The 22,334-nt window shown below is 68.0% G+C and carries 10 protein-coding genes; 3 read left to right on the top strand and 7 right to left on the bottom strand.

What is annotated here, in order from left to right; translation table 11 throughout:
• Positions 1-67: 67 nt before the first annotated feature.
• Complete coding sequence (locus ABE85_RS13395; protein ID WP_067275190.1) at positions 68-1,174, bottom strand: peptidoglycan-binding protein; 1,107 nt, start codon at positions 1,172-1,174, stop codon at positions 68-70.
• A 115-nt stretch (positions 1,175-1,289) separates the two neighbouring features.
• Between ABE85_RS13395 and ABE85_RS13400 the strand changes: the two genes are divergently transcribed.
• From ABE85_RS13400 to ABE85_RS13410, 3 genes are all read left to right on the top strand, one after another.
• Complete coding sequence (locus ABE85_RS13400; protein WP_067275194.1) at positions 1,290-2,606, top strand: Nramp family divalent metal transporter; 1,317 nt, start codon at positions 1,290-1,292, stop codon at positions 2,604-2,606.
• Positions 2,607-2,720: 114 nt separating this feature from the next.
• The gene (locus tag ABE85_RS13405) at positions 2,721-2,933 is read left to right on the top strand and encodes a DUF4287 domain-containing protein (protein WP_067275196.1); all 213 of its coding nucleotides are present in this window, start codon (positions 2,721-2,723) and stop codon (positions 2,931-2,933) included.
• Between the two features lie 92 nt (positions 2,934-3,025).
• On the top strand, positions 3,026-3,238 hold the full coding sequence (locus tag ABE85_RS13410) for a type II toxin-antitoxin system HicB family antitoxin (RefSeq protein ID WP_067275199.1): 213 nt from the start codon (positions 3,026-3,028) through the stop codon (positions 3,236-3,238).
• Between the two features lie 6 nt (positions 3,239-3,244).
• Here the strand turns inward: ABE85_RS13410 and ABE85_RS13415 are convergent, their stop codons facing one another.
• The 6 genes from ABE85_RS13415 to ABE85_RS13430 all read right to left on the bottom strand — a co-directional run bounded on the left by ABE85_RS13415 (position 3,245) and on the right by ABE85_RS13430 (position 22,276).
• Entirely contained in the window at positions 3,245-3,922 is a 678-nt protein-coding gene (locus tag ABE85_RS13415) for a glutathione S-transferase family protein (protein ID WP_067275203.1), read from the bottom strand.
• A gap of 255 nt (positions 3,923-4,177) precedes the next feature.
• The gene (imm45, locus tag ABE85_RS27585) at positions 4,178-4,612 is read right to left on the bottom strand and encodes an Imm45 family immunity protein (protein ID WP_197507006.1); all 435 of its coding nucleotides are present in this window, start codon (positions 4,610-4,612) and stop codon (positions 4,178-4,180) included.
• A 7-nt stretch (positions 4,613-4,619) separates the two neighbouring features.
• On the bottom strand, positions 4,620-5,000 hold the full coding sequence (gene imm45 / locus ABE85_RS13420; protein ID WP_082938588.1) for an Imm45 family immunity protein: 381 nt from the start codon (positions 4,998-5,000) through the stop codon (positions 4,620-4,622).
• A 144-nt stretch (positions 5,001-5,144) separates the two neighbouring features.
• Entirely contained in the window at positions 5,145-5,600 is a 456-nt protein-coding gene (locus ABE85_RS27590; protein WP_157522359.1) for a DUF6911 family protein, read from the bottom strand.
• On the bottom strand, positions 5,597-20,404 hold the full coding sequence (locus tag ABE85_RS13425) for a hemagglutinin repeat-containing protein (RefSeq protein WP_067275214.1): 14,808 nt from the start codon (positions 20,402-20,404) through the stop codon (positions 5,597-5,599). The genes ABE85_RS27590 and ABE85_RS13425 overlap by 4 nt, the downstream gene beginning before the upstream one ends.
• A gap of 81 nt (positions 20,405-20,485) precedes the next feature.
• Complete coding sequence (locus ABE85_RS13430) at positions 20,486-22,276, bottom strand: ShlB/FhaC/HecB family hemolysin secretion/activation protein (RefSeq protein ID WP_197507007.1); 1,791 nt, start codon at positions 22,274-22,276, stop codon at positions 20,486-20,488.
• Between the last annotated feature and the right edge of the window lie 58 nt (positions 22,277-22,334).

Here is a 22,334-nt window from a genome sequence, read left to right on the forward strand (position 1 = left end):
GGGTCGCGACGCAAAGGCGGCAACAGCGAGGGAGGCGGGACTATAGCGGGCCCCGCCCGCGACGCCGTCAGCCCACCAGCGCGCCGATGAGCGCCACGTCGGCCACGCCGGTGACCGGCAGGCCGCGGGCGATCTGGGTCTCCTTGACGCATCGCGCCGAGGCGCCGCCGAAGACGCCGTCCGCCTTGATGTCGGCGCCGAGGTCGGACAGCGCCAGCTGGACCAGGCGCGCATCGAGGCCGCGCAGCAGCGGCGCCTGCACCGACAACGCCCGCGTGCCCGGCGCCGGGCCGTCGTAGCAGCCGGGCGGCGTGCCGTTGAGCGCGGTCATCGAGATCTCGGCGCCGCGCACCACGAGGGGCAAGGCCAGGCCCCACTGGTTCAGGTCGATGAGGCGGCGGAACGCGTCCATGCGATAGACGGTGCTGCGCAGGATCGCGATGCTGTGGGTCGCCAGCCATCGGCGGCGCGTGCTCACGTAGCCGCTGATCCACGCCTGCTCGCCGAGCTGGGCCAGCGTGCCGACCTGGCTGTCGGTGTCCTTGCGGAGCTTGTCCCAGGACCCGTGCACCGTGCTGTCGTAGACGACGGCGATGCCGAGCGCCGAGCGGATGCCGAGCGTCGTCGCCTTGCGGACCGCCGGCTGCCAGAAGCCCACGTCGAAGAAGCGGTCCTGGGTCTCGCGCATCACCGGGTCGTCGGCGCAGGCGCGCAGCAGGTTGTGGAGTCGGCTGTTGGTGTCGAGGTCCTCGCCCTGCGCGGCGATGGCGGGCAGCCAGGCGCTGATGGCGGCGCCGAAGCGCGCACCGGGATTGCCGGCGTACTGCTGGAGCAGCTCCGCGAGCTTGCCGGAGGTGAGCGTCGTCTGCGACCGCCCGTAGGTCAGGCGGCCGGGATCGTCCGTCAGCACGGTCACCTGGCCGTAGTCGCCGAGCACGTGTCCCGTCTCGAACAGGTTGACGATGGACTTGGCGGTGCGGACCTGGGTGTCGGTCAAGGGAATGTCGCCGGCGGCGACGGGCAGCGCCGCCTGGCTCGACGGCCGGTCGAACCGGATCACGCACATGCCGGTCAGGGTGGGATGCGGATCGCATCCGTGCACCGTGAATCCGGCCTTCCGGAAGTCGGCCGAGGCGGCCTCGCAGCGATCGCAAGGGATGATGTTTTCAGGCATCGACGGCTCCTTGAGGTCCAGGAAGTCTGGCCCTCGCGTCGCGACGCGGCATCCACATTCCGGAGGATGCCCTGACACCTGAACCGGCGTCGTTCCTGGGCCGAGAATGCGCCCCATGCTCGGCCTGCCCACCACCGCCACCGCCCCGTTCTGTCCCTCCGAGGTCCACGGCTCCATCGATCTGCGCGAAGGCGCGCCGTTGTGGAAGCGGCTGCTGCGCGTGGCGGGTCCGGGCCTGCTGGTTTCGGTCGGCTACATGGACCCGGGCAACTGGGCCACGGACATCGAGGCCGGCTCGCGCTTCGGCCATGCGCTGCTGTGGGTGGTGCTGGCGTCCAGCCTGGCGGCGATGCTGCTGCAGACCTTGTCGCTGCGGCTGGGCCTGGTGTCGGGTCTTGACCTCGCGCAGGCCTGCCGCGAGCGTTACCGGCCGGCGGTGCGCCTGCCGCTGTGGGTGATGGCCGAACTCGCCATCGTCGCCTGCGACGTGGCCGAGGTGCTGGGCACGGCGCTGGCGCTGCACCTGCTGTTCGGGATGTCGCTGCTGGCGGGCGTGGGCATCGCGGCGCTGGACACGGTGATCGTGCTCGGGCTGAAGGGCCGGGGCTTCCGGCAGGTGGAGGCGATCATCCTCGGCCTGGTGATGACGATCGGCGTCTGCTACGCGGTGCAGCTGTTCCTGATCGGGCCGGACTGGGTGGCGGTGGCGAAGGGCTTCGTGCCCAACGGCGTCGCGGTGCAGGATCCGAAGGCGCTGCTGCTGGCCATCGGCATCCTGGGCGCGACGGTGATGCCGCACAACCTCTACCTGCACTCGTCCATCGTGCAGACGCGGCGCGTGGGGAGCACGGCGTCGGCCAGGCGCGATGCGATCAGGCTGTCGACGATCGACACGCTGGTGTCGCTGACGCTGGCCCTGATGGTGAACGCGGCGATCCTGATCCTCGCGGCGACGGCCTTCCACGCGCACGGTCACACCGAGGTGACGGAGATCCAGGACGCGTACCACCTGCTGGATCCGCTGGTGGGCGGCTCCATCGCGTCCATCCTGTTCGGGGTGGCGCTGCTGGCGGCGGGCCAGAGCTCGACCTTCACCGGCACGATCGCGGGTCAGGTCTTGATGGAGGGCTTCCTCCGGCTGAAGATCCCATGCTGGCAGCGTCGGCTGGCGACGCGCTTCCTGGCGCTGGTGCCGGCGTTCATCGGACTGATGTGGTTCGGAGAAGCGGCGGTCGGACAGCTGCTGGTCGCGAGCCAGGTGGTGCTGAGCCTGCAACTGCCCTTCGCGATGTGGCCGCTGATCCGGCTGACGGGCGACCGCGCGGTGATGGGCGAGTTCGCCAACGGGCCGGTGGTGCGGGTGCTGAGCTGGGGGCTCTTCGCGCTGGTGACCGGGGCGAACGCGGCCTTGCTGTGGTCGCTGCTCAGCTGATCAGCTCATCAGGTGATGCCCAGGACCGTGTCGAAAACGGCGCGGGTCGATCGTCGTGGGGATGAGGTCAGGACACTGACCCGCAGCCTTCCCCTAACCACCACGGAGCACGTCATGACCACCGAAGAGAAAGTCAAAGGACCCGCGTCCTACTTCCCGTCCATCGAGAAGAAGTACGGCCAGCCGATCGCTCACTGGATGGGCGTGCTGAAGAAGGCGGGGCCGATGAAGCACATGGAGCTGGTCGCGCTGCTGAAGACGGAACACGAGATGGGCCACGGGCATGCGAATGCGTTGGTGGCGGTGTTCCTGGCGAAGCAGGGTTGAAGGCAGGCGCGCTGAAACCTCGACTGCGAGATGTCGGTTCCGCGCGTCACCCCTCGCGGCCGAAGGATTTGCGCCGCCCTATCCTGCTCTGCATGAATCTGACCGTCTTGATCGAACGTGACGAGCACAGCGAGATGCTCGTCGGCAGCGTGCCCGCCATCCGCAGCGCCTACACGCAAGGCACGAGTACCGCTGAGGTGCTGGCGAACATGCGCGAGGTGCTGGAGATGCTCGCCGAAGAAGGAATGTTCGACGCCGAGTGCGGCTTCACATTGAGCGTCGAGTCCGCAGCAACTGCCGCGTAGCGCCGGTCACTTGGACGGCACAAGCGCGTAGGGACCGCCTCGTTCCAGCGCCCGCTGGTAAGCAGGCCGCGCGTGGATGCGCTGCAGGAACTCGGTGATACGCGGCTGACGCGCCGCGGCACCACCTCGCTGCACGGCGGCTTCGAGCGGGAAGCTCATCTGCACGTCTGCCGCGCTGAACTCTGACCCGGCGAACCACGGGCTCTTGCCGAGTTCGCCTTCCAGATAGTTCATGTGGTTGTCGATCTGCGGCTGCACGAAGGTCGCCTTGGCCTTCGCGGCGATGCCCTTGGCGATCGGCTTGACGAAGAACGGCACCGGCGCGCGCTCGATGCGGTCGAAGACCAGCTTGAGCAGCAGCGGCGGCATGGCCGAGCCCTCGGCGTAGTGCATCCAGTAGCGATAGCGCAGCGCGTCGGGCGTGCCGACGGCGGGCTTGAAGCGGCCCTCGCCGTAGCGGTCGACGAGGTACTCGAGGATCGCGCCGGATTCGGCGATCACGAGGCCGTCGTCGCTGATCACCGGGGACTTGCCGAGCGGGTGCACTGCGCGCAACTCGGGCGGCGCGAGCATCGTCTTCGGGTCGCGCTGGTAGTGCTTGATCTCGTACGGGAGCCCGAGTTCTTCAAGCAGCCACAGGACCCGCTGCGAGCGGGAATTGTTGAGGTGGTGGACGGTGAGCATCGGGGGAGTCTATGCGGGCGCACCCAGCGGGACGTGTCGCGCATGCGTACGAACGTAGTCGCCCAACTCCACTTCAGACGTCGATGCTCCGCGGAGTCTCTTGAAGCGAAGCGCGGAGACGAGCCAATTGCGCCGTACTACTGATCGCTGTATCCCCAATCGGTCTCGGATACGTCCGGCGCCAGACGCTCCACCGGATATCCATCACTATCTGCGCCAACACTATTCGCTCGCTTCACATCCAACACCTCGAAGCTACTCAGGAATTTTCCACAATGTGCCATCCGGCAAAGCATCAACTGAATCCGATTCAGCGATCCAAACCTGCGTCGGGGCTCCATCCGCGTAGACATATTTCGTCCAATTCTCCATCAACCAACTCTTGCTTAAGGCATAAGTTCCGGGAGAAAAGGACGACTCTGGGAAAATCACATTCATCTTCCCAGCCTTTGGTCCAGACAAAACCATCAGACCAAGACCAGCATTGTCGCAAATGGTGAACGCTTCGAATACCATGAAATCAACCACCGCATCAGGATACCAATCCCCGGTATAACATTTCATTGTGGGAACACGGATAATTCGACCCGAAAATATATTCGGATCGGCAAAATCTTCGAGTTTTATCCAATTCATTATTCCCGCATATCCTGAGGCTTGAGGGGCATCGACTGAAACGGTGGTTCCCATCGTTCCTTTAGTCAATCGGGACCGGAACGCTTCCGTCTGGCATTTCGAGCACTTGAGATTCCAATCGAATCCAAACGTCTTGAACATTGCCGGCCGGATAGACCCACTCCGTCCATTTATCGATCAGCCATTGCTTGCTCAATCCGAATTGCTGAGCAGGCTTCGAGGCCAACGGGAAGATCACGTTAATGAGACCGGCTTTATATCCGGTGATCGCAATCATCCCGGTCGCCGACTCCTTCGAGAAGCCCTGAGCATTGAACACCAGCAAATCCACAATCGCCTCTGGATACCAATCTCCTCGGTAGGTATAGACCGTGGGAACTCGCATAATCGATCCGATTTGTACGACATTGCCAGGCAAATCGATCAACTTGATCCACTCCATGGCGCCACCTCAAGTTCACGTCTCTTGACATTCTTATTCAGAATGCGCAAATGAAATCATAGCTTCAATTTATGCATTCCCTCTATTCAGTCGAGCAATCCGAACTTTCGAATGGGATCGAAGTTCACGGAAGCAGACACAAAATCAAGGAAGCCATGGCGATTTAAATTCACTGACATCCTCGAATATCAAGTCGGGATTATCAAATACACGGCGAAACGCGCTCAAAGCGGCATCAAATTCATAGCAAATGGTCTGGGACTTCCAAGGATGATCAAGCAGGACCACCGGCTCTAAGTCGGGCGTCCCATTCGCCCACTCTAGGAATCGGAATTTTCGATCTGCATCATTTGTCGAAAGCGTCAGGCGGCAATATCCAGGCGCTGCGTCCATCGCGAGAACGATCAACCATCCTCCATCAGGCGGGTCGATATTCAACCGAGCAAACCCTCCTGCATGGAATGTATTGCTGACGGCTACCTCGACCGCAGTCCAGTCAGGTTCAAATTCAGCAATGGCGGAAGGATCATTTGAATCTTTGGCGCGCCAAAGCAGTTCAAGGCTCCTTTTTCGATCGTTTCGAGAATCTTCGTCCATCATTTCTTCTTCTCCACCAAAGCGTTTACACCCTTGTCGCTACGAGTCCAGATATAAGTTTTTCCGGCAATGGTATCAACCAATTCCAGCCGCGCCAAGCCAGCCCGTTGAGCGGCCGTCGCAATATTGTCAGTGGTCATACAGAACGTACAGACCGGCTCGCCTCGTACCACGATCGTCATTGTCCGACCCTGCGTCATATTTGCGTCATATGCCTGTTGAATAACGCCAATTTCTGCGTGGGCATTTGCCATATTTGAATTTGGATTTCCCGGCGCGATGAGATCTGCAATCAACGTAGGCTTTGAAGAACTAGCCGACTTCGATGGGCGCGCCATTTGATTTGTGTCGAAGAGCGAAATCCCGTCCACGTAGGCATCGGCAGTAACGGTGATTGGAGCCTTGGCCCCGGGCAGCGTAGTGCCAATTCGAGGGTCCTGCTTTTGCTCCATCTTGAGGTCTTCGCTCAACCTTAAACCATTCAAAGGATTTTTTGCATTTACCTCACAACACTTCGCATTATGAACCCAGATCGCAAGCTGTCCAACATGGTAAGTATGGAACTCTTCAACTTCAATATTGAACACTGCAGCCCGGCTTTTCAGTTTTTCGACCTCGAATACACTTGCGGTACCGCCATGGATATCAGTTAGCAATGCTGACGACGTCAGGTCCGAAGCTTGGATCCAACCTGCTCCGCCCTCCTTGTTGGTAACCCAGAAGGGATGCTCGCCCGTTGCGACAATTTCTTCGATGACATTGTTGGACATCACTCGAATAGCGTAAACGGTTTGATCCGGCGTCGCCTTCGTCGCGACCACTCGGCGAACGCTGACAGCGCCCGACTTCTCGTCCCGGGAAACAACGGCATCGCCGATTCGTAAGGTCTCAATAGATTTGGGGCCTTCAGGAGTCCAGACCGGTGTACCAGCGACAAAGCACTCTGTGCCTGTTGCGCACGCTGCTACCGATTCAGACTTATCTGCAGATTTGCTCGGGACCTTTGCTTGGTAATAGCCTTCCGGCAGGTCTTCCATTGCACCTCCGGAACCTGCTGCCTTGTTGCCTGATGGCGCCGCAGCGTTGGTTGAAGTGCCCCCCGTTGCTTTCAGGCCCATGGCGACGCCACCGGCCAAGGCAATGCCTGAGCAACCAGTATTCTTCAAGCATTCACCAAACGCCTGCATCCGCCCATAGAGGAACCCAATCTCCAGTTGAATGGCTACGGCGTCATTCCCCGTGACTTTTCCTTTCAACGACCTCAAAGCATCGTATTGAGTTTGGACGCAGGCTGACGATGTACAGGCAGTTCCATATTCAATTGCTTTCAACACGTTCGGCGAAAGGTTCATGTTGGAGTAGGTTTCCACGCGCTTCTTCGCCGCCACATTGAATTCAACCTGGTTCTGCAGCCTAAACTTGTCGCCGATCTGAGTATTGAGAATATCCTGCTTCTTATCGTTGAACCAGCCTGCAAACTCGCCAATCTCGCGCGCGTTGTCCTGTAACGCCTTTTGACCTTTCGCAATATCTCTCGAGATATCGTCACAGGCTTTGTCTCGACAATTAGCGATCTCAGCGCTCTGCCGCTGACTTAGTTCTGCGTACTCCTTGAAGACCTTCTCGCGCTCATTTCGATTCTTGGCGTTCCGTAGTTCTTCAAGCATCTTGCCTACTTGCAGATGGCTGAGGTAATTGTTCGTCACCTCATTGAATGCAGCACCCACACCGGCCGAGCCACCCGCCATTCCACCTACAGCAGTACTGGCCAATGCGGTCAGTCCCCGTGCAAGGTTGTCGTCAAGTCCAGCGCGCTCCAGGACATCCTTTACCTGAGGGGCTGTGAGCGTGCCGGTCACAGCTCCAATGGCACCATCGAGATTTCCCGTCAGGCCGCCGACTACCGCATGAGCCGCCACGCGTAGCGTGCCCTCCGGTCCCCATTGCTTTTCGAACGACTCAGCTTGAGCGATCAACTGCTTCTCTTCCCTCTCGTCGACCGCCACATGTGCTTGCGCGCGTAGGTCTGCCGCCTTGATGAGTTGCTTGTCCGCGAACTCACCAATCTGCTTGCTGGCCTCCTTCCCGAACGTCTGCGTGATCGCCACCTGCGCCGCCAGGTCCTGCTGAACCTTCTCCTTGTCAAAGATCTGCTTGATGCCGGACTCCGCGTCGCCGGTGCGGGCAGCCGTGTTCCCTGCGACACCGCTGATGCCCGCCTTCGTCGTGCTGCCCGCGCTGTCGCTCGTGTAGCCCATGCCAGCCGACTGTCCGGGGTCGCCCGGCTTCATCGTCATCAGCTGGTACGAGCCGTCCTTCGGCTTCTCACCACCCTCGTTCTTGTCGCTGCCGTCCTTCTTCCCGAACCCTGCCGAGACCGAGAAGCTCGACCCCTTGTAGTCCGCCTTGTTCTCGATGTCGCTCAACGTCAGGCTGCCCGACTTGAAGGCGTTGGCCCCCGCATCGATCGCGGCCTGGGTGCTGGTGATCGAGCCGCCCTTCAGATCCGTGTTGCCCTTGACCTCGACCTGGAAGCCGCCGTCGCCGGCCCGGATGCCGCTCTGCTCCGTCACGCTCGCGAAGTCGCTCTTGACCTTGCTCTGCCCGAAGCTGGCGCTGCCGCTGAAGCCCGCGCCCACCGTGACGCTGCCGCCGGCCTGCATGCTCTCGCTGCGGAAGCGGCTGGTGTCCTGCAGGCTTTCGATGTTGAGATCGCCGCCGACCTTGGCCGTCACCTTGTCGCCGCTCACGACCGCGCCCTTGAGCGTCGTGTCGCCGCCGGACTCGATGCTGACCTGCTGGCCCTGCACATGCGTGTTGCGCTGGATGACGTCCTCGCCGTCGGACTTGCCACGCGCGATGCTGGCACTCGCGGTGAAGCCCATGGACGCCCCACCGGACCCGACGCTGATGGCGACACCCACGGCGGCACTGCTCGACGAGTTCTCGCTCTTCTGCTTGATCAGGTCCTGCGACGAGGTCAGCGACACGTCGCCGTCCGCCTTGAGCGCGAGGCGCTGCGCGGCCGCCAGGTCCGAGCCCTGCACGCTGATGCTGCTGTCCTTCCCGGCGCCCTGAGCCGTCAGGCGGATGTCTCCGCCAGCAGTGATCTCGCTGCCCTGCTGCGTCGTGGTCGTCGTCTCCGTGCGGCTCTTGGATTGAGTCGACCCGACCGTGATGCTGATCGACAGGCCGCCCCCGGCCTGCGGATCGGCCTGCATCGCCTGCGCCGCCTCCTTCGCCTTGATCGCCGTGGACGCCGCGCCCAAGGCCTGCATGCGCGCGTCGCCGACCTTGCCGATGTTGTCGGCCATGTCCATCGTGCCCTGCAGCGCGCTCAGCACCGGAGCGCTTACCGACACGGAGAGCCCGCTCTGCCGGAAGGCGGTAGTCTGGACGTCCTTGCCCTCCTGCGCCGCGCTCTGGATCGAGATCTTCTGCGCCGTCACGTCCACGTCGCCCTTGGGCGTCTGGATCACCGAGCCCACTTGCGAGAACTTGCGCCCGGCCACGATGGTGACGTCGCCATTGACGCTGCCCACCGTGGAACCCACGACCGTCTCGCTGTCCTTCTGATTGCCGCTGCGTTGGTCGCGCGTGCCGATGGTGAAGCCGATGCCGCCGCTCAGCAGGCCCTTCGTGACCTGCTGTCGATCGTCGTACTGCTTCGAGGTGTCGAGTGCGTTCTCGATCTTCACGTCCCGAAGCGCGTGCAGCGTCGTACCCTCGTCGGAGACCAGGTTCGAGCCCTTCAGCAACAGATCCTGACCGGCTTGTGCCGATACCGTCTGGCCCGAGATCGTCGTGCCCAACGCCATCGTGCGTTCGATCTGAGTCTGGCTGGAGGTCGTCGTCGACTTCAGGAAGCCCTTGACCGTGTGCTTGCTCGCCTCGTCCAGCGACTCCGTCGCCTGCGCAGCCAGCAACTGGATATCGCGTCCCGCCGTGAGTTGCACGGCACCGTCGCTCGAGACGGCGGCCCCCTTCGCCACGAGGTCCTGCCCAGCGTTGAGCAGCACCGGTCCCTTCGACTGGATCGACGTCCTCACGTCCTGCGAACTCCCTTGGTACAGGTGATTGTTCGCATCGAACGTCGCCCGATCGCTGCTCGCCGTCTTCACCGCCCCCAGCTTCAGGTCCCGTCCGGCATCCACCAGGATGCCGCCGTCGGCGCCGCCGGTCTGGCGCAGCTGCGCCGCGTCCAGCACCACATCCTGCCCCGCCTGCAGCACCATCACGCCGCCGGCGTTCAGGCTCGCGACGCGGCTCAGCACCGTGCGCTGGCTCGTGTCCGTCGTGCCGCTCGCCGTCGTGCTCGCGACCACCAGGTCGCGCCCCGCCGACAGGCTCAGCGTGTCCGTCGCCGTCAGCTCGCCGCCGATGTTGCGCAGGTCCTCCTTCGCGCTCAGCGCCACGCTGGCGCCGCGCATGCTGCCGCTGTTGACGATGTTCTGCGCGGTCGCGCTCAGCCCGCCCGTCGCGCGCAGATCGCCGCTGTTGTCCAGCGTCCCGCTCAGCGCCAGGTTCACCCGGTCGCCCGCGATCAGCGCGCCCGTGCCCTGCAGGTCGCCGTCGCGCGGCAGCAGGTAGACCTGCGGCACCAGCACGCGCTGCGTCGAGCCGTCGGCCAACGTGACCTGCTGCTCCACCAGCCAGACCAGATCGGTCGTCAGCAGCGACATCTGCTCCGCCGTGAGCGCCACGCCCGGCCGCAGCTGGTGCGACTGGCCGAAGCTCGCGCCGTTGGCCATCAGCGCGCGGTACATCTCCTCGTCGCTCGCGTAGCCCTGCAGGAAGGTCGAGCCGGTCAGCTGTCCGATCTGCTCGCGCACCAGGCGCTGCTCGTAGAAGCCGTCGCCCAGCCGCTTCTGCGCCGTCGCCGGATCCACCGACATCGCCTGCAGCAGGAAGTCGCTCGACAGCCAGTCGCGGTAGTTCGCGAAGCGCGGATCGGTCTCGATCAGGTAGCCCGTGCGCGTGTCCGTCCGCAGCTTGAAGAGGCTGTTGCCCGGCAGCGCCAGCGACGCCGGCACCGCGCGCAGACGCCCGTTGGCATCCTTGCCCGGAACGACCTGCGCGGCCCCCAGTCCGCCGGTCGTGATCCTGCCCGGACCGCTGACGCCAGCGCCTCCGCTCGACGGCTGCAGCGCCACGAGCCGGATGTCCTGCGCGCTCACGCCCAGCGCCTGCGCGTCGGTGCGCACCACGGCACCGTCGGCGCCGCGCACGATCTGCGCGCCGGTCTCCGCGGCATGACGCACGCGGAGGTCCGCCGCGACGGCGCCGTTGGACGCGTCCTGCGCGTCGACCGCCACCGCCTGCTGCTGACCGCCGCTGCGCCAGGCCGCCGTCGCGCGTCCGGCGCTGGCGTCACCGCCACCGACGATGGACTGCAGCGTCGACGCGTTCAGCGCGCCGGTCGAGCCCGCCGAGCCGGCACCCAGGAGGGTGGTCACGGAGGCCTGCTGGGTCTGCGCGCCGCCCGCGCCGCCCACCGCGCCGGCCTGCTGACGGCCGGCCAGCGTCGGGTCCGCCCCGACCGCGCCGCCACCCAGCGCCGGCAGCTTCAGATCGACCTGGTCGTTGATGGCCGAGTTCGTCGTCGTGTAGCCGATGCCCGTGTTCGGCACGCTGGAGCCGTCGTTCCAGGTCCGGTACACGTCGACCTGCTCGGTCCCCGTGACGTTGACCCGGATGGTCCGGTTGTCGATGTCGGTGGACTGGATGTCCACACCGGTGCGGCCGATCACGCGGCTCATCTCGTTGACGATCTTGCCGCCTTCCACGCGCAGCGTGCCGCCGACGATGATCTGCCCCGCCGAGCTCTGCGTCACCGCCGCCGACTGCGTCGTCCGCGTGTAGTTGAACGCGGTGAAGTCGCCGCGCAGACGGCTGTTGGCATCGGCGTAGAACGCGCCCAGCGCGGCGTCCAGGCCCGCGTCGTCACCCGGCGTCACACCGAAGTCCGACCAGATCCGATCACCGGCCGCGTAGTGCGCGCCGACCGCCAGCTCGTCCGTGCAGCCGTCGATGGTGCAGACCTGGTACATGTGGTCGCCGCTCGCCCGGACCTGGAAGCCGCGGTTGGCGGAGCCGTCCGCGTCGCCGCCCAGTCCGCCCAGATAGCGCCCGAAGACCTCATTCGGATAACGCACCGACGGCAGCAGCATCTTGCGGTTGTACGTGTCCTGCGACCACGTCGACTGCTTCGGATGGAACTCCCAGACGAAGGGCTCCAGCGATCCCTGCGCCGGGCTGCCCCATTCGCTGCCCCAGGCGCCGGCGTCGAAGCCGACGGCCCACAGCACGCGGATCTCCTCCGGCTTGTAGCGCACCGTGCTGCCCGGCGCCTGGAACTCCCAGCCCGTCGTGGACTGGCCGTTGACCAGCTGCCACTTCAGGTAGGGATTCAGGTTCTGGATGTCGGCCGACTGCAGCAGCAGGTTGCCGCGCGCCTCGATGGTCGCGCCGCTGTTGATCACCTGGCCGGCGGTGATGCGCATGTCGCCGCCGCTGCTGATGAAGGCCTTGCTGTCGAGCACGCGCGGCGCCGCCGGATCCTGCGGCAACGCGTTCGCGCCGTCGTGGATGCTGCGGTTGGCGATGCCGCCGCTCACGTCCAGCTGCAGCAGGCGGCTGGCCTCGATGGTGGCGTTCTCGTTGAGCAGGCTGGCCGCGCGCAGCGACAGGTCGCCGTCCGCATAGATCAGCGACTGCGTCGTGTTGGACACCGCGCCCGTCATCGCCACCGTCAACGCACCGCGCGAGGCGATCACCGCCGACTGGCCGTTCTCAGCACCGTTCACCAGCTGTCCGCCGGCGATCGTCAGGTCGCTGCCGTAGATCCGGCCGCTGCCGACGTTGAGCACCTGGTCCGCCTCGATGCGGACGCGGTCGCCGTCGATCAGGCCGCGGTTGGTCAGCGTGCCCGAGGCCGTCAGCCGCGTGTCCGCGCTGCTGAGTTCGCCGGTGGCCTGGTTGTCGATGTTGCTCGCGGCCACGCTCAGCGCGCCGCCGGCGCGCAACACGCCCTGGTTGGTGAAGTTGCCGCCCAGCGTCAGCGCCATGTCGCCGCGCGACTGCAGCAAGGTGCCGGCGCCGTTGGTCAGGTCGCCGCCCAGCGTCAGGCTCAGGCCCGCGCCGCTGGAGATCTCGCCGCCGCCCGACAGGCCCGCCGCGGCCACGGTCACGCCCGTGGCGCCCCAGACCTTGCCGCTGCCGTTGCGCAGGTCCAGCGCGGACGCGCGCGGATCCGCGCCGCCGTCGCCGATGACCGCCTGGCCGAGCGCGCTCAGCACGCCGCCGCCGTTGTCCAGCCGCTGCGACGCGGTCGCGCGCAGGTCGCCGTCCGCGCGCAGCTGCCCGTTGCGGTTGTCGATCGTGGCCGCGCGCAGCGTCACGGCACCGCCTTGCAGTCCGAGGTTGGCGCCGCTCGTGTCACGGTTGTCGATCAGTCCGCCCGCGCGCAGGTCCAGCGTCTGGCCGCCGAAGATCAGGCCGCTCTGGTTGAGCACCTGCCCGACCGTCGCCGTCGTGGTCTGCGCGCCCATCACCTGGCCGCCGCGGTTGTCCAGCGTGCCGGTGATGCCCAGGTTCACGGTCTGACCCGAGATCGCGTTGCGGTTCACCAGCGACGCGGCATTGATCGTCACCGCGTTGCCGGCCATGCCCGCGCCGTTGTCGACGCTGCCCGCGTCCACGCGCAGGGCGCCCTGGGCGCGAAGGCCGGTCACCGTGGTGACCGCGGCATCGAAGGTGTTGGTGAGCGCGGCACCGGCCGTGTCCACCGACAGCGCCCCCAGCGACTGCAGCAGGCCACCGTGGTTGTCCAGCGCGCCGCTGCGCACCGTCATCGCATCGCTGGCCAGCACGCGGCCGCCGCGGTTGTCCAGCGACTGGCCGCGCGCGTCCACGGTCACGGTGGAGCCGGAGAGTTCACCGCCCTGGTTGCCCAGGCCGGTCGAGGTGAGCGTCAGGCCGCCGGCGGCGAGCACCGAGCCCTGCGCGTTGTCCAGCAGGCCGGACGTGGTGACGCCGATGGCGCCCTGCACGCTGGCGATGCGACCGCCCTGGTTGCTCAGCGAGCCGCCCTCCAGCGAGATCGCGCGCTGCGCAAGCAGCGTGCCCTGCTGGTTCAGCAGCGCACCGGGGGCGCGCACGGTCAGTTGCCCGTCGCTGCCGGCCCATCCGCCGCGGTTGTCGAGCGCGGCGGCGGTGATCGTCATGTCACCGCCGCTGCGCAGCCGTCCGCCCTGGTTGTCCAGTGCGTCGGCGCCGGTCACGCCGACCTGCAGCGCGCCACCGGCCTGCATCAGACCGCCGGCCGCGTTGCTCAGACGCCCCGCTTCGACGCTCAGGCCTGTGCCGGCCACGATGCTGCCGCCACGATTGCCCAGGGTGCCGTCGACATCGAGCGTCGCCGCCTGCGCCGCCGTCATCCGGCCGCCGTCATGGGCGAGGCTGCCCGCGACGAGGCGGAGGCTGTCCGCCTGCGTCGTCGCGCCGGTCGCGGTCAAGGCGCCGGTGACCTGCCAGTCGAGCGCGCCCGAGGTCAAGACCTGGCCCTGCGCGCCGTCCCACTGCGCGGCACGCAGCGTCAGATTGCCACCGGCCTGCGCGATGCGGCCCGCGCCGTTGTCGACGGTGCCTGCGGCCAGCGTCAGCTGCGCGCCGGCGGACTCGATGGTGCCGCCGTGGTTGTCGAGGTTGCCGCCGAGCACCGCCTGCAGCGTTCCCGCCGACGAGGTCTGCGTGAGCCGCCCGCCGGCATTGAGCCAGTCGCCGGCCGTCAGCCGGACATCACCGGCGCTCACCTGCGCAGCGGAGGTCACGAGGCGAGCCGTCGCCGCCATCTCCAACCGCTGTGCCGCGGCCACCGCCGCATGGTCCAGTGACAGGTCCCCGGCGGTCGCCCGCAGCGCCATCGTGGCGGCCTGCAGCTGCGCACCCTGCAATTGCAGCGAAGGCGCGGTGACGCCCAGATCGCCGGCCGCCGTCGCCGCGCCGCCGAACTGCAGCGATCGCGTCGCGCTGAGCGACAGATCGCCGACCGTCGACCAGGTGTTGTCGGGACGAAGACCCGCAGCGAAGACGCCGTTGCCGCTCAGTTGTCCCGTGGAGGCGCTCAGCGAGCCCTGCGCGGCGATCGTGCCGGGGTTGCGCAGTTCGTCCGCCTGCACCGTGACGCGGCCCTGGCTGTAGACCATGCCGCTGTTGTCGAGCAGGCCGGTGACGGTCAGCGTCGTGTCGCCCACGCCTTGCACCGTGCCGGCGTTGGTCAGCCGGCCTGCATCGATCGTCAGCACGCCGCCCGCACCGATCACGCCTTGCGCGCCGTTGTCCAGGCGGTCCGCGCGCAGCGCCACCGTCTGGCCGGACAACTGCCCGGCTGTGTTGTTCATGCCCGCCGACGCGATATCGAGGGTCGACGCGGCCTGCATCAGGCCGCCACGGTTGTCCAGCTCTCCGCCCACGCGCAGCACCGCGTTGCCGGCGCTGAGCAGGCGACCGTTCACATGGCTCAGGCTGCCCGCGTCGACGCGGACGCTGGCGCCCTGCGTCGTCGCGCCATCGAGCGTGAGTGCGCCGCTGGCGTTCAACGTCAGCGCGCCGGTGGCGAGCACCTGCCCTTGCGCACCGTCGAACTGGCGCACGCGGAAGTCCAGCGCGCCGCCCGCCTGGGCGATCCGTCCCGCGCCGTTGTCGACGCGGTCGGCAGCCAGCGTCGTCGACGCGCCATTCATGCCGAGCTCACCCTGACGGTTGTCCAGCAGGCCGCTCACCGTCGCGGTGAAAGCGCCCGTCGCATCCGTCTGCAGCCAGCGGCCCGCGAGGTTGCTCCAGCGCCCGGCGGTCAGGTCGATGGCCCCGGCTTCCACCGAGGCGTGGTCGCTGACGACCGCACCGGCCGCGTTCAGCGACAGGGCCCCGCGCACGGACCAGACCGCGCGGTCCAGGCCGATCGTTCCCGCCCCATCGGTCGCGATCAGCGTCGCCGCCTTCGCCTGCGCCTGGCTGTCGTCGAGATCGAGGTGCGCCGCGGTCGCGCTCAGTGCACCGGCCGTCAGCAGGTGACCGCTCTGCTGCAGCGTGCCGTCGACCGTCAGCCGCAGGTCGCCGGCGGCGGCCAGCGTGTTGTCGCCCTTCAGTCCCGCCGCGAGCGTGCCGGCGCTGGCGATGCTGCCGGCGGCGATGGTCAGTCCGCCCTGGGCGGCCACGATGGCGGACGCGGTCTGCGTCAGCGCCCCGACGGTCAGCGCCGCGTCGCCCTGCGCGTGGATCGTGCCGGCGTTCGCGAGCGTGCCGGTGACCGTCAGGTCCGCACGCCCCTGCGCCTGCGCGCTGCCGCCGTTGGTCCAATGGTCGGCGTTCACCGTCAAGTCGCCGCGCGCGGCGATCAGCCCCTGAGCGCCGTTGTCGAGCGTCGTCGCGGTCAGCGTCACACGCTGGCCGTCCAGTTGCCCGGCAGCGTTCGCCATCGTCGCCGCGGCGGCGCTCAACGCGCCCGTCGCGCTGATCTGTCCGCCCTGGTTCTGCAACGCGCCGGTCACCGTCAACGCAGCGTCGCCTTGCACCAGCAGGTGGCCGTTGCGGTGATCCAGGCTCGCACCGGTCAGCGTCAACGCCGAGGCCTGCGTCGTCGCGCCGTTCAGGTCGATCGCGCCGGTCGACTCGATCGTCAGCCGGCCGTCGGTCAGCACCTGCCCCGACGCGCCATCCACGCGGTCCCCGCGCAGGACCAGGTCGCCGCCGCCGGCTTGCACCAGGCGGCCGTTGGCGTTGTCCAGGCGGCCGGCCTGCAGCGACATCGCGCGACCCTGCGCGCTGATGACGCCCTGGGCGTTGAGGAGGCCCTCCGCGACGGTCGCCTGCAGTGCCCCCGTGCCGCCGGTCTGGGCGAGCACGCCGCCCGTGTTGTTCCATTGCCGCGCGGCGATCGTCACGTCGTGGCCGCTGAGCGTGGCGCCGGTCGTCAGCAGCGCGTCGGAGGTCGAGATCGACAGCGCATCGGCAGCCGCCGCCTGCGCGCCGTTCAGCGACAGGTCGCCGCGGGTCGCGGTGAACGCCATGCTCGCGGCCTGCGAGCGGCTGCCCCCCAGGTCCAGCGTGCCGCCGCTCGCGGACAGCGCGCCCGCCGCGAAGAGGCTGCCGCCTTGCCGGAGCGCGCCGGTCGTGCGCAGCGCGAGATCACCGCTCGCTGCCGAGCCGCCGTTGCCGAGCAGCCCGGCCGCGAAGGTGCCGCTGCTGTCGATGGACGTCGCGTCGACGCTCAGATGTCCCTGCGCCGCGATCGTGCCCGTCGATTGCTGGATCAGGCGTCCGACGTTCAACGCCAGATCGCCCCGTCCCTGCACCGTGCCGCTGTTGGCGAAGGTATCGAGGACGTTCAGCGACATCCCGCCTTGCGACTGCAGATGGCCGATGTTGTCCAGGGTGTTCGCGCGCACGGTCAGGCGATCCGCGCCGGTGATCAGCCCTCGCCCGGCGTTCGTCAACGTGCCGGCATCGACCGCCACGGTCCTGCCGCTGATCTCGCCGTCGAGATTCGTGACGGCATCGCCGCTCAGCGACAAGGCGCCGCCGGCCTGCAGCGCGCCGGCTGCGTTGTCGATCGCCCGCGCCGCGACGACCAGTCCTTCGGATGCGGCCATCTCGCCGCCCCGGTGCGTCAGGTGTCCTGCCTGCAGATCGATCGCTCGCGCCTGCGTCAACGCGTCGGTGAGATCCGCGTCGCCGCTCGCGCGCACCTGCAGCGCGCCTCGTGCCAGCAACTCGCCGCGCGCCCCGTCGATGCGACCGGCGCTCAACGTCAGCGCATCGCCCGCCTGCGCGACGCGGCCCGCCGTGTTGTCGAACGAGCCGGCCGTGATTGCCAGCGATACGCCATTGGCGCCGATCTGACCGCCCGCGTTGTCCAGGTGTCCCGCGACCTGCAGCGTCATCGCGCCCGCGGCGCCGGTCTGGAGGACTTCGCCGCCCGCGTTGCGCCAAGCGTCCGCCTTGATCGCCACCTGGGCGCCGGCAATGCGTGCGCCTTCCGTGGAGAGCTGGCCGGCACCGTCCAGCGCCAGGCTGCCCGACGTCGACACCGTCGCGCGGTCCAGCGTCATGCCGCCCTGACGGGCGGTCATCGCGACGCTGGCCGCCTGCGAGGCGCTGTCCTGCAGGGCCAGCGACTCCGCAGTCGCCGTCAATGCGCCGCCGGCCAGCAGCGTGCCGCCGTGACGCAGCGTCCCGGTGGCATCGATGCTCAGGTCGCCCGCGTTGCCGACGGTGCCGTCGACGCGCAGACCCGCGGCCAGCAGGCCGGTGGTCGACACCTGGTCGGCCCGCACGGACAAGGTGCCTCCCGCCGCGAGGACACCCGTCGTTTCGAGTCGCGTGGCCGCGATGGTCGCGTCGCCGCGCGCGTAGACGCTGCCCGCGCCCCGCAGGCGATCGGCGTTCAGCGCCAGGGTGCCGGCCTCGATACGGCCGCTGCCGTTGTCCCATTCGCCCGCTTGCAGCGCGGCGCGTCCGCTCGCCGCGACGACGCCGCCCGCATTGACCAGTTGCTGCGCGTTCAGCGACAGCACGTCCGCGACGATCTGGCCGCCGGTGTTGTCGATCGCGACGATCCGCTGCCCGGCGCCGGCTTCCAGCGTTCCGGCGGACTGCATCACGCCGCTCCGGTTGCCGAGGCTGCCCGTCTCGACGCGCAGCACGCGGCCGCTGGTTGAGAGCACCCCGTCGTTGTTCTCCAAGACGGCGGCGCGCAGCGCGAGCGTGTCGCTGTTCGTCTGCAGGACGCCGCCGGTGTTGTCGAGTCGTCCATCGACGTCGACGGAGGAATCGGCCGCAGACGCGACCCGCGTGTGGGCGCCGCGATGCGACAACTCGGTCGCATGCCATTGGATCGTCGGCGCCGACACCTCGGCGCGGTCCAGCGTTGCCGCGATGGCGTCGATGCGGAAGACGCCGTTGGACAGCACCTGCGCGGACGCCAGGCCCAGCGAGCCCGTGCTCATCGACAACACGCCCGAACCGTAGTGTTCCACCCGGGCGCGTTGCGCGCTGACGGTATCGGCCGCGATCAGCAGATCCGTCCCGTTGGTGGCGATGCGCGCGTCGTCGGCGACGATCGCGCCCAGGACGCGCACGGACAACACGTCGGTGCCCAGGCTCAGCCACTCGGACTTGCGCAGGTCGATGTCATGCGCGGCGACGGACAGCGTCTTTCCCGCGAGGCTCGCCGCCTGCGTGCTCAGCGTGCCGTCCGCCTTCAGGCTCAGCGTGCCGTCGGCCGACAGCTGCGCGCCGTCGGCGGTCAGCGTCGGCGCGGTGGCGGCGATGGTGCCCGCCTGCGCTTGCGCGCGCGTCAGGTCGACCGACGCCGTGCCGGTGACTTCGATGCCGTTGCCTGCGATGAGCAGCGCCTCGCGCGCCGCCACGGTGTCGCCGCCTAGCGCGATCGAGCCGGCCTGCGCCTGCGCGCCGCCGAGATTGATCGTCGGCGCCTGCACCGTCAGCCGGTCCGCGGCCAGCAACTGGCCGGCCTGCTTCGCCGACTGCGTCGCGGTGAGCGCGAGGCTGCCGCCGCCCGCCACGATCGCGCCGTCGGCCGCCAGACCCGCCGCGGTCACGCTGCCGGCTTCGCCCGCCAGTTGCGGCGCGCGCACGTCCGCCGAGCCGCGCGACGCCATCCAGCCGGCATTGCGAACACCGGCGTTGGATTGCACCGTCAGCGACGGCGCGCCGTTGACATCCGCCTCCTGCGCGTAGACGGTGCCGCTGTTGTCCAGCCAGCCGTCCGCACGCAGCGTCAGTTGTCCGCCCACGACCTGCCCGGCCTGGCGCACGCCCAGGCCCGCCTCGGTGCCCACCAGCCTGATGCGCTGCGCGTAGATGCCGCCGAGCGCCGTGCTGTCCAGCGCGTAGCGCGGACGCTCGCCCGTGGGCGCGAGCGACTCGCCGCCGGCGACACCGTTCTCGTCCACCGTCATCAGCTGCGTGCCCGTCTGGATGCGGGCGTCCTTGGCCCAGATCCCGGCGTTGATCTCGACCGCGCGCGCGAGCAGCGCCGTGTAGTCGGTCGACGCGCCGTCCAGGCCCTGCCCGTCCACGCGGATCAGCCCGCCCTGCACGCCGTAACCGGCGATGCTGCCGTCGGCGTTGAAGCGCGGCGTGCCGGTGGTCAGCACGGCCGCGCTGGCGTTGATGAAGCCGGCCCCGTCGACCTGGATGCCGGACGGGTTGGCGATAACGACCTCGGCGCGCTGGCCCGCCACCTCGACGTAGCCCTTCAACTGGCTGGGCGCGCTGCTGTTGACCTCGTTGAGGATCACGCGCGCGCCGCCCTTGGCCAGCCACGGATTGCCCTGCACGAAGCCGCCGAGCTGCGTGCTGACGTCGGTGCGCGAGTTGTTCAGGATCACGCCGCGCTTGTCGACGTCGAACTGGCTGTAGCTGTTGCGCGAGACGCCGGCGGCGCTCGGCGTCTGGATGTTGACCTGCACCGTGCCGTTGGCGCTGTTCACCACCGTCGGCTGCTGGCCCTTGGGCGCGTTCGGGTCGGCCTTCACCTGCGCGAGCGCGTCCGGTGCCAGCGTGATCGCCGCGCCCATCGCGAACGCGGCCGCCAGCGCGAGCAGCGCGGGCGGGCCGCGCGAGACCGCCGGCAGGACTTCGGCGGCGCTCAGCGCGCGCGCGGCGGGCCCCTGGCTCTCCCCGGCGCTGCCGCCCTTGACGTGGCTCAGCGCAGTCTCGGCCACGGCCATCATCTGGCCGCGTTGCTTGTTGAAGACGATTCGGTACTGGAGACGGTTCATCGCGATATCACCGGGAAGAAGTCGGCATGGACGATCGCCGGGCTGCCCGGGCGGGTCAGCCGGATCGTCCAGGGCCACAGGTCAGCGGGAGTAGGTCAGGTTGAAGCCCGCGACGACGCGGGCATCCGGGAAGCGGGACGGCTGCCACAGCGGCGCGCCGGCGAACACCTCGAGCGAGAAGCCCTGCGTGCGCACGCGCGAGCCGATGACGGCGCCGGTCAGGTGACGTCCGGCGAGGCGTTCGGCGCCGTAGCCGCCGACCAGGCCGGCATCGACGCCGAGGTACATCGACACGGCCGGGGACTGCTGCGCCGCGGACAGCGGCAGCTCGGCCTCGTTGCGCCAGAGCAGGCCGTTGTCGCCGGACAGCGAGGCGTCGCTGCCGAAACCGCGCACGGTGTAGCGGCCGCCGATCGAGAAACGGTCCTGCGGCGTGAGCCGGTTCAGCGCGTACTGGCCACGCAGCGAGCTGCTCAGCTGCAGTTGGCGACTGCCCAGCGTCAATGCGCCGTTGATGCTGTAGCTGCCCTGCAGCAGGCGCACGCGTGACTCGCCCTCGCCGAAGCTCTCTTCGGGCGCCTGCAGCGCGTGGAAGGCACCGGTGCCGCGCTTCAGGCTGAGTTCGGCCTCGCTGCCGATGCCGCCCGCATTGCGCTTCAGGTTGATGCCGGCCTCCCAGCCGCCGGTGCGGCGGCGCTGGACTTCGACCTCGGCATCGTCGATGTAGTTGCGCGAGCCGCGGCCGAACAGCTTCACGTAGCCGCTGAACTTGTACTGGCCGTCGCGCCAGAGCATGCGGGTCAGCTTCAGTTCGCCGTTGCTGCTGGCGCCGCGGTAGACGTAGGTCTGGCTGGCGCCGATGACGACCTGGCGGTAGCCGCTGCGGCTGACCGTGACGCTGACGAGCGAATGCCCCCACGGCAGCGAGTAGTGCAGCACGTGGCCGCCGGTGCCCTTGTGCGGACCGTCGCGGTGGTCGACGCGGCGCGCGAGCCAGTCGGCATCGCGGTTCAGCGTCACGTAGAACAGGTCGTTGAGCGTCAGCGCGTGGTCCAGCGATGCGGTCAGCGCGAGCGGGTAGCGGCCCGTGGCCTCGCTGCCGCTGTCGTCGAGCGAGACCTGCCAGCGCCACTGGCGGCCGCCCTGGTAGCTGACGGCGAGGTCGCTGTAGCCGGGTTCGCTGGTGCCTTGCGCGGGCTCGACCTGGATGTCGGCCTGTGCGCCGGGGACGCGCTGCAGGTTCTCCAGCGCCTGCTCCATGTCGCGCAGGTTCAACACGTCGCCGGGCTTCACGGGCAAGGCGTTGACGAGCCGCACCTGAGGCGACGTGCCCTCGCGCAGGCGGATCGCATGGACGCGGCCCGGCACGACGGTCAGCACGAGCCGCCCCGTGGACAGGTCCTGCGGCGCCGCGAGCACGCGGGTGGTGATGAAGCCTTCCTCGATGAGCGCGTCCTGCAGGCGCGTCACGAGCGTGGCGATGCTGCCGGCGCCGAGGCAGCGGCCGAGGGGTGCGTCATCGCCCTGGGGGCCGTCGAGCGCGCCGATCTGGCGCGCCATGCGCGGTTGACCTTCGACGCCGCTCAGGTCGATCTGCGTGATCTGGAAACACGGGGACTCGTCGTCGCGCAGGCGGGGACGCGCCTGCGGCGCGCTGGCGCGCAGGCGGACGTCCGGTTCGCGTTCCAGCGACTGGCGTTGCTGCGTCTCGCGCTGCTGCTGGAGCTGGCGCTGCGCATCGGGGTCGACGGTGCCGGGAGGCAAGGTCTGACCCCGGGCGGTTTCGTAGCCGGCGCACAAGGCGGCAGCGATCGCGATCGTGGCGACCGTCGGCACGCCGACGGCCGGACGCCGCCGCGTGGGCGTCCGCATTTCATACTTCTCTTGCATCCCTGCCTGCCGTTGGTCTGGCGTTGTTTTTTCAACCCAG

It is taken from the genome of Mitsuaria sp. 7 (genome assembly GCF_001653795.1).
Taxonomy (GTDB): domain Bacteria; phylum Pseudomonadota; class Gammaproteobacteria; order Burkholderiales; family Burkholderiaceae_C; genus Roseateles.

Coding starts and splice junctions, on each gene's coding strand:
- ABE85_RS13400 (WP_067275194.1), top strand. CDS start 1,290: ATGCTCGGCCTGCCCACCACCGCCACCGCCCCGTTCTGTCCCTCCGAG.
- imm45 (WP_082938588.1), bottom strand. CDS start 5,000: ATGGAGTGGATCAAGTTGATCGATTTGCCTGGCAATGTCGTACAAATC.
- imm45 (WP_197507006.1), bottom strand. CDS start 4,612: ATGGGAACCACCGTTTCAGTCGATGCCCCTCAAGCCTCAGGATATGCG.
- ABE85_RS13425 (WP_067275214.1), bottom strand. CDS start 20,404: ATGAACCGTCTCCAGTACCGAATCGTCTTCAACAAGCAACGCGGCCAG.
- ABE85_RS13410 (WP_067275199.1), top strand. CDS start 3,026: ATGAATCTGACCGTCTTGATCGAACGTGACGAGCACAGCGAGATGCTC.
- ABE85_RS13405 (WP_067275196.1), top strand. CDS start 2,721: ATGACCACCGAAGAGAAAGTCAAAGGACCCGCGTCCTACTTCCCGTCC.
- ABE85_RS13415 (WP_067275203.1), bottom strand. CDS start 3,922: ATGCTCACCGTCCACCACCTCAACAATTCCCGCTCGCAGCGGGTCCTG.
- ABE85_RS13430 (WP_197507007.1), bottom strand. CDS start 22,276: ATGCGGACGCCCACGCGGCGGCGTCCGGCCGTCGGCGTGCCGACGGTC.
- ABE85_RS27590 (WP_157522359.1), bottom strand. CDS start 5,600: ATGATGGACGAAGATTCTCGAAACGATCGAAAAAGGAGCCTTGAACTG.
- ABE85_RS13395 (WP_067275190.1), bottom strand. CDS start 1,174: ATGCCTGAAAACATCATCCCTTGCGATCGCTGCGAGGCCGCCTCGGCC.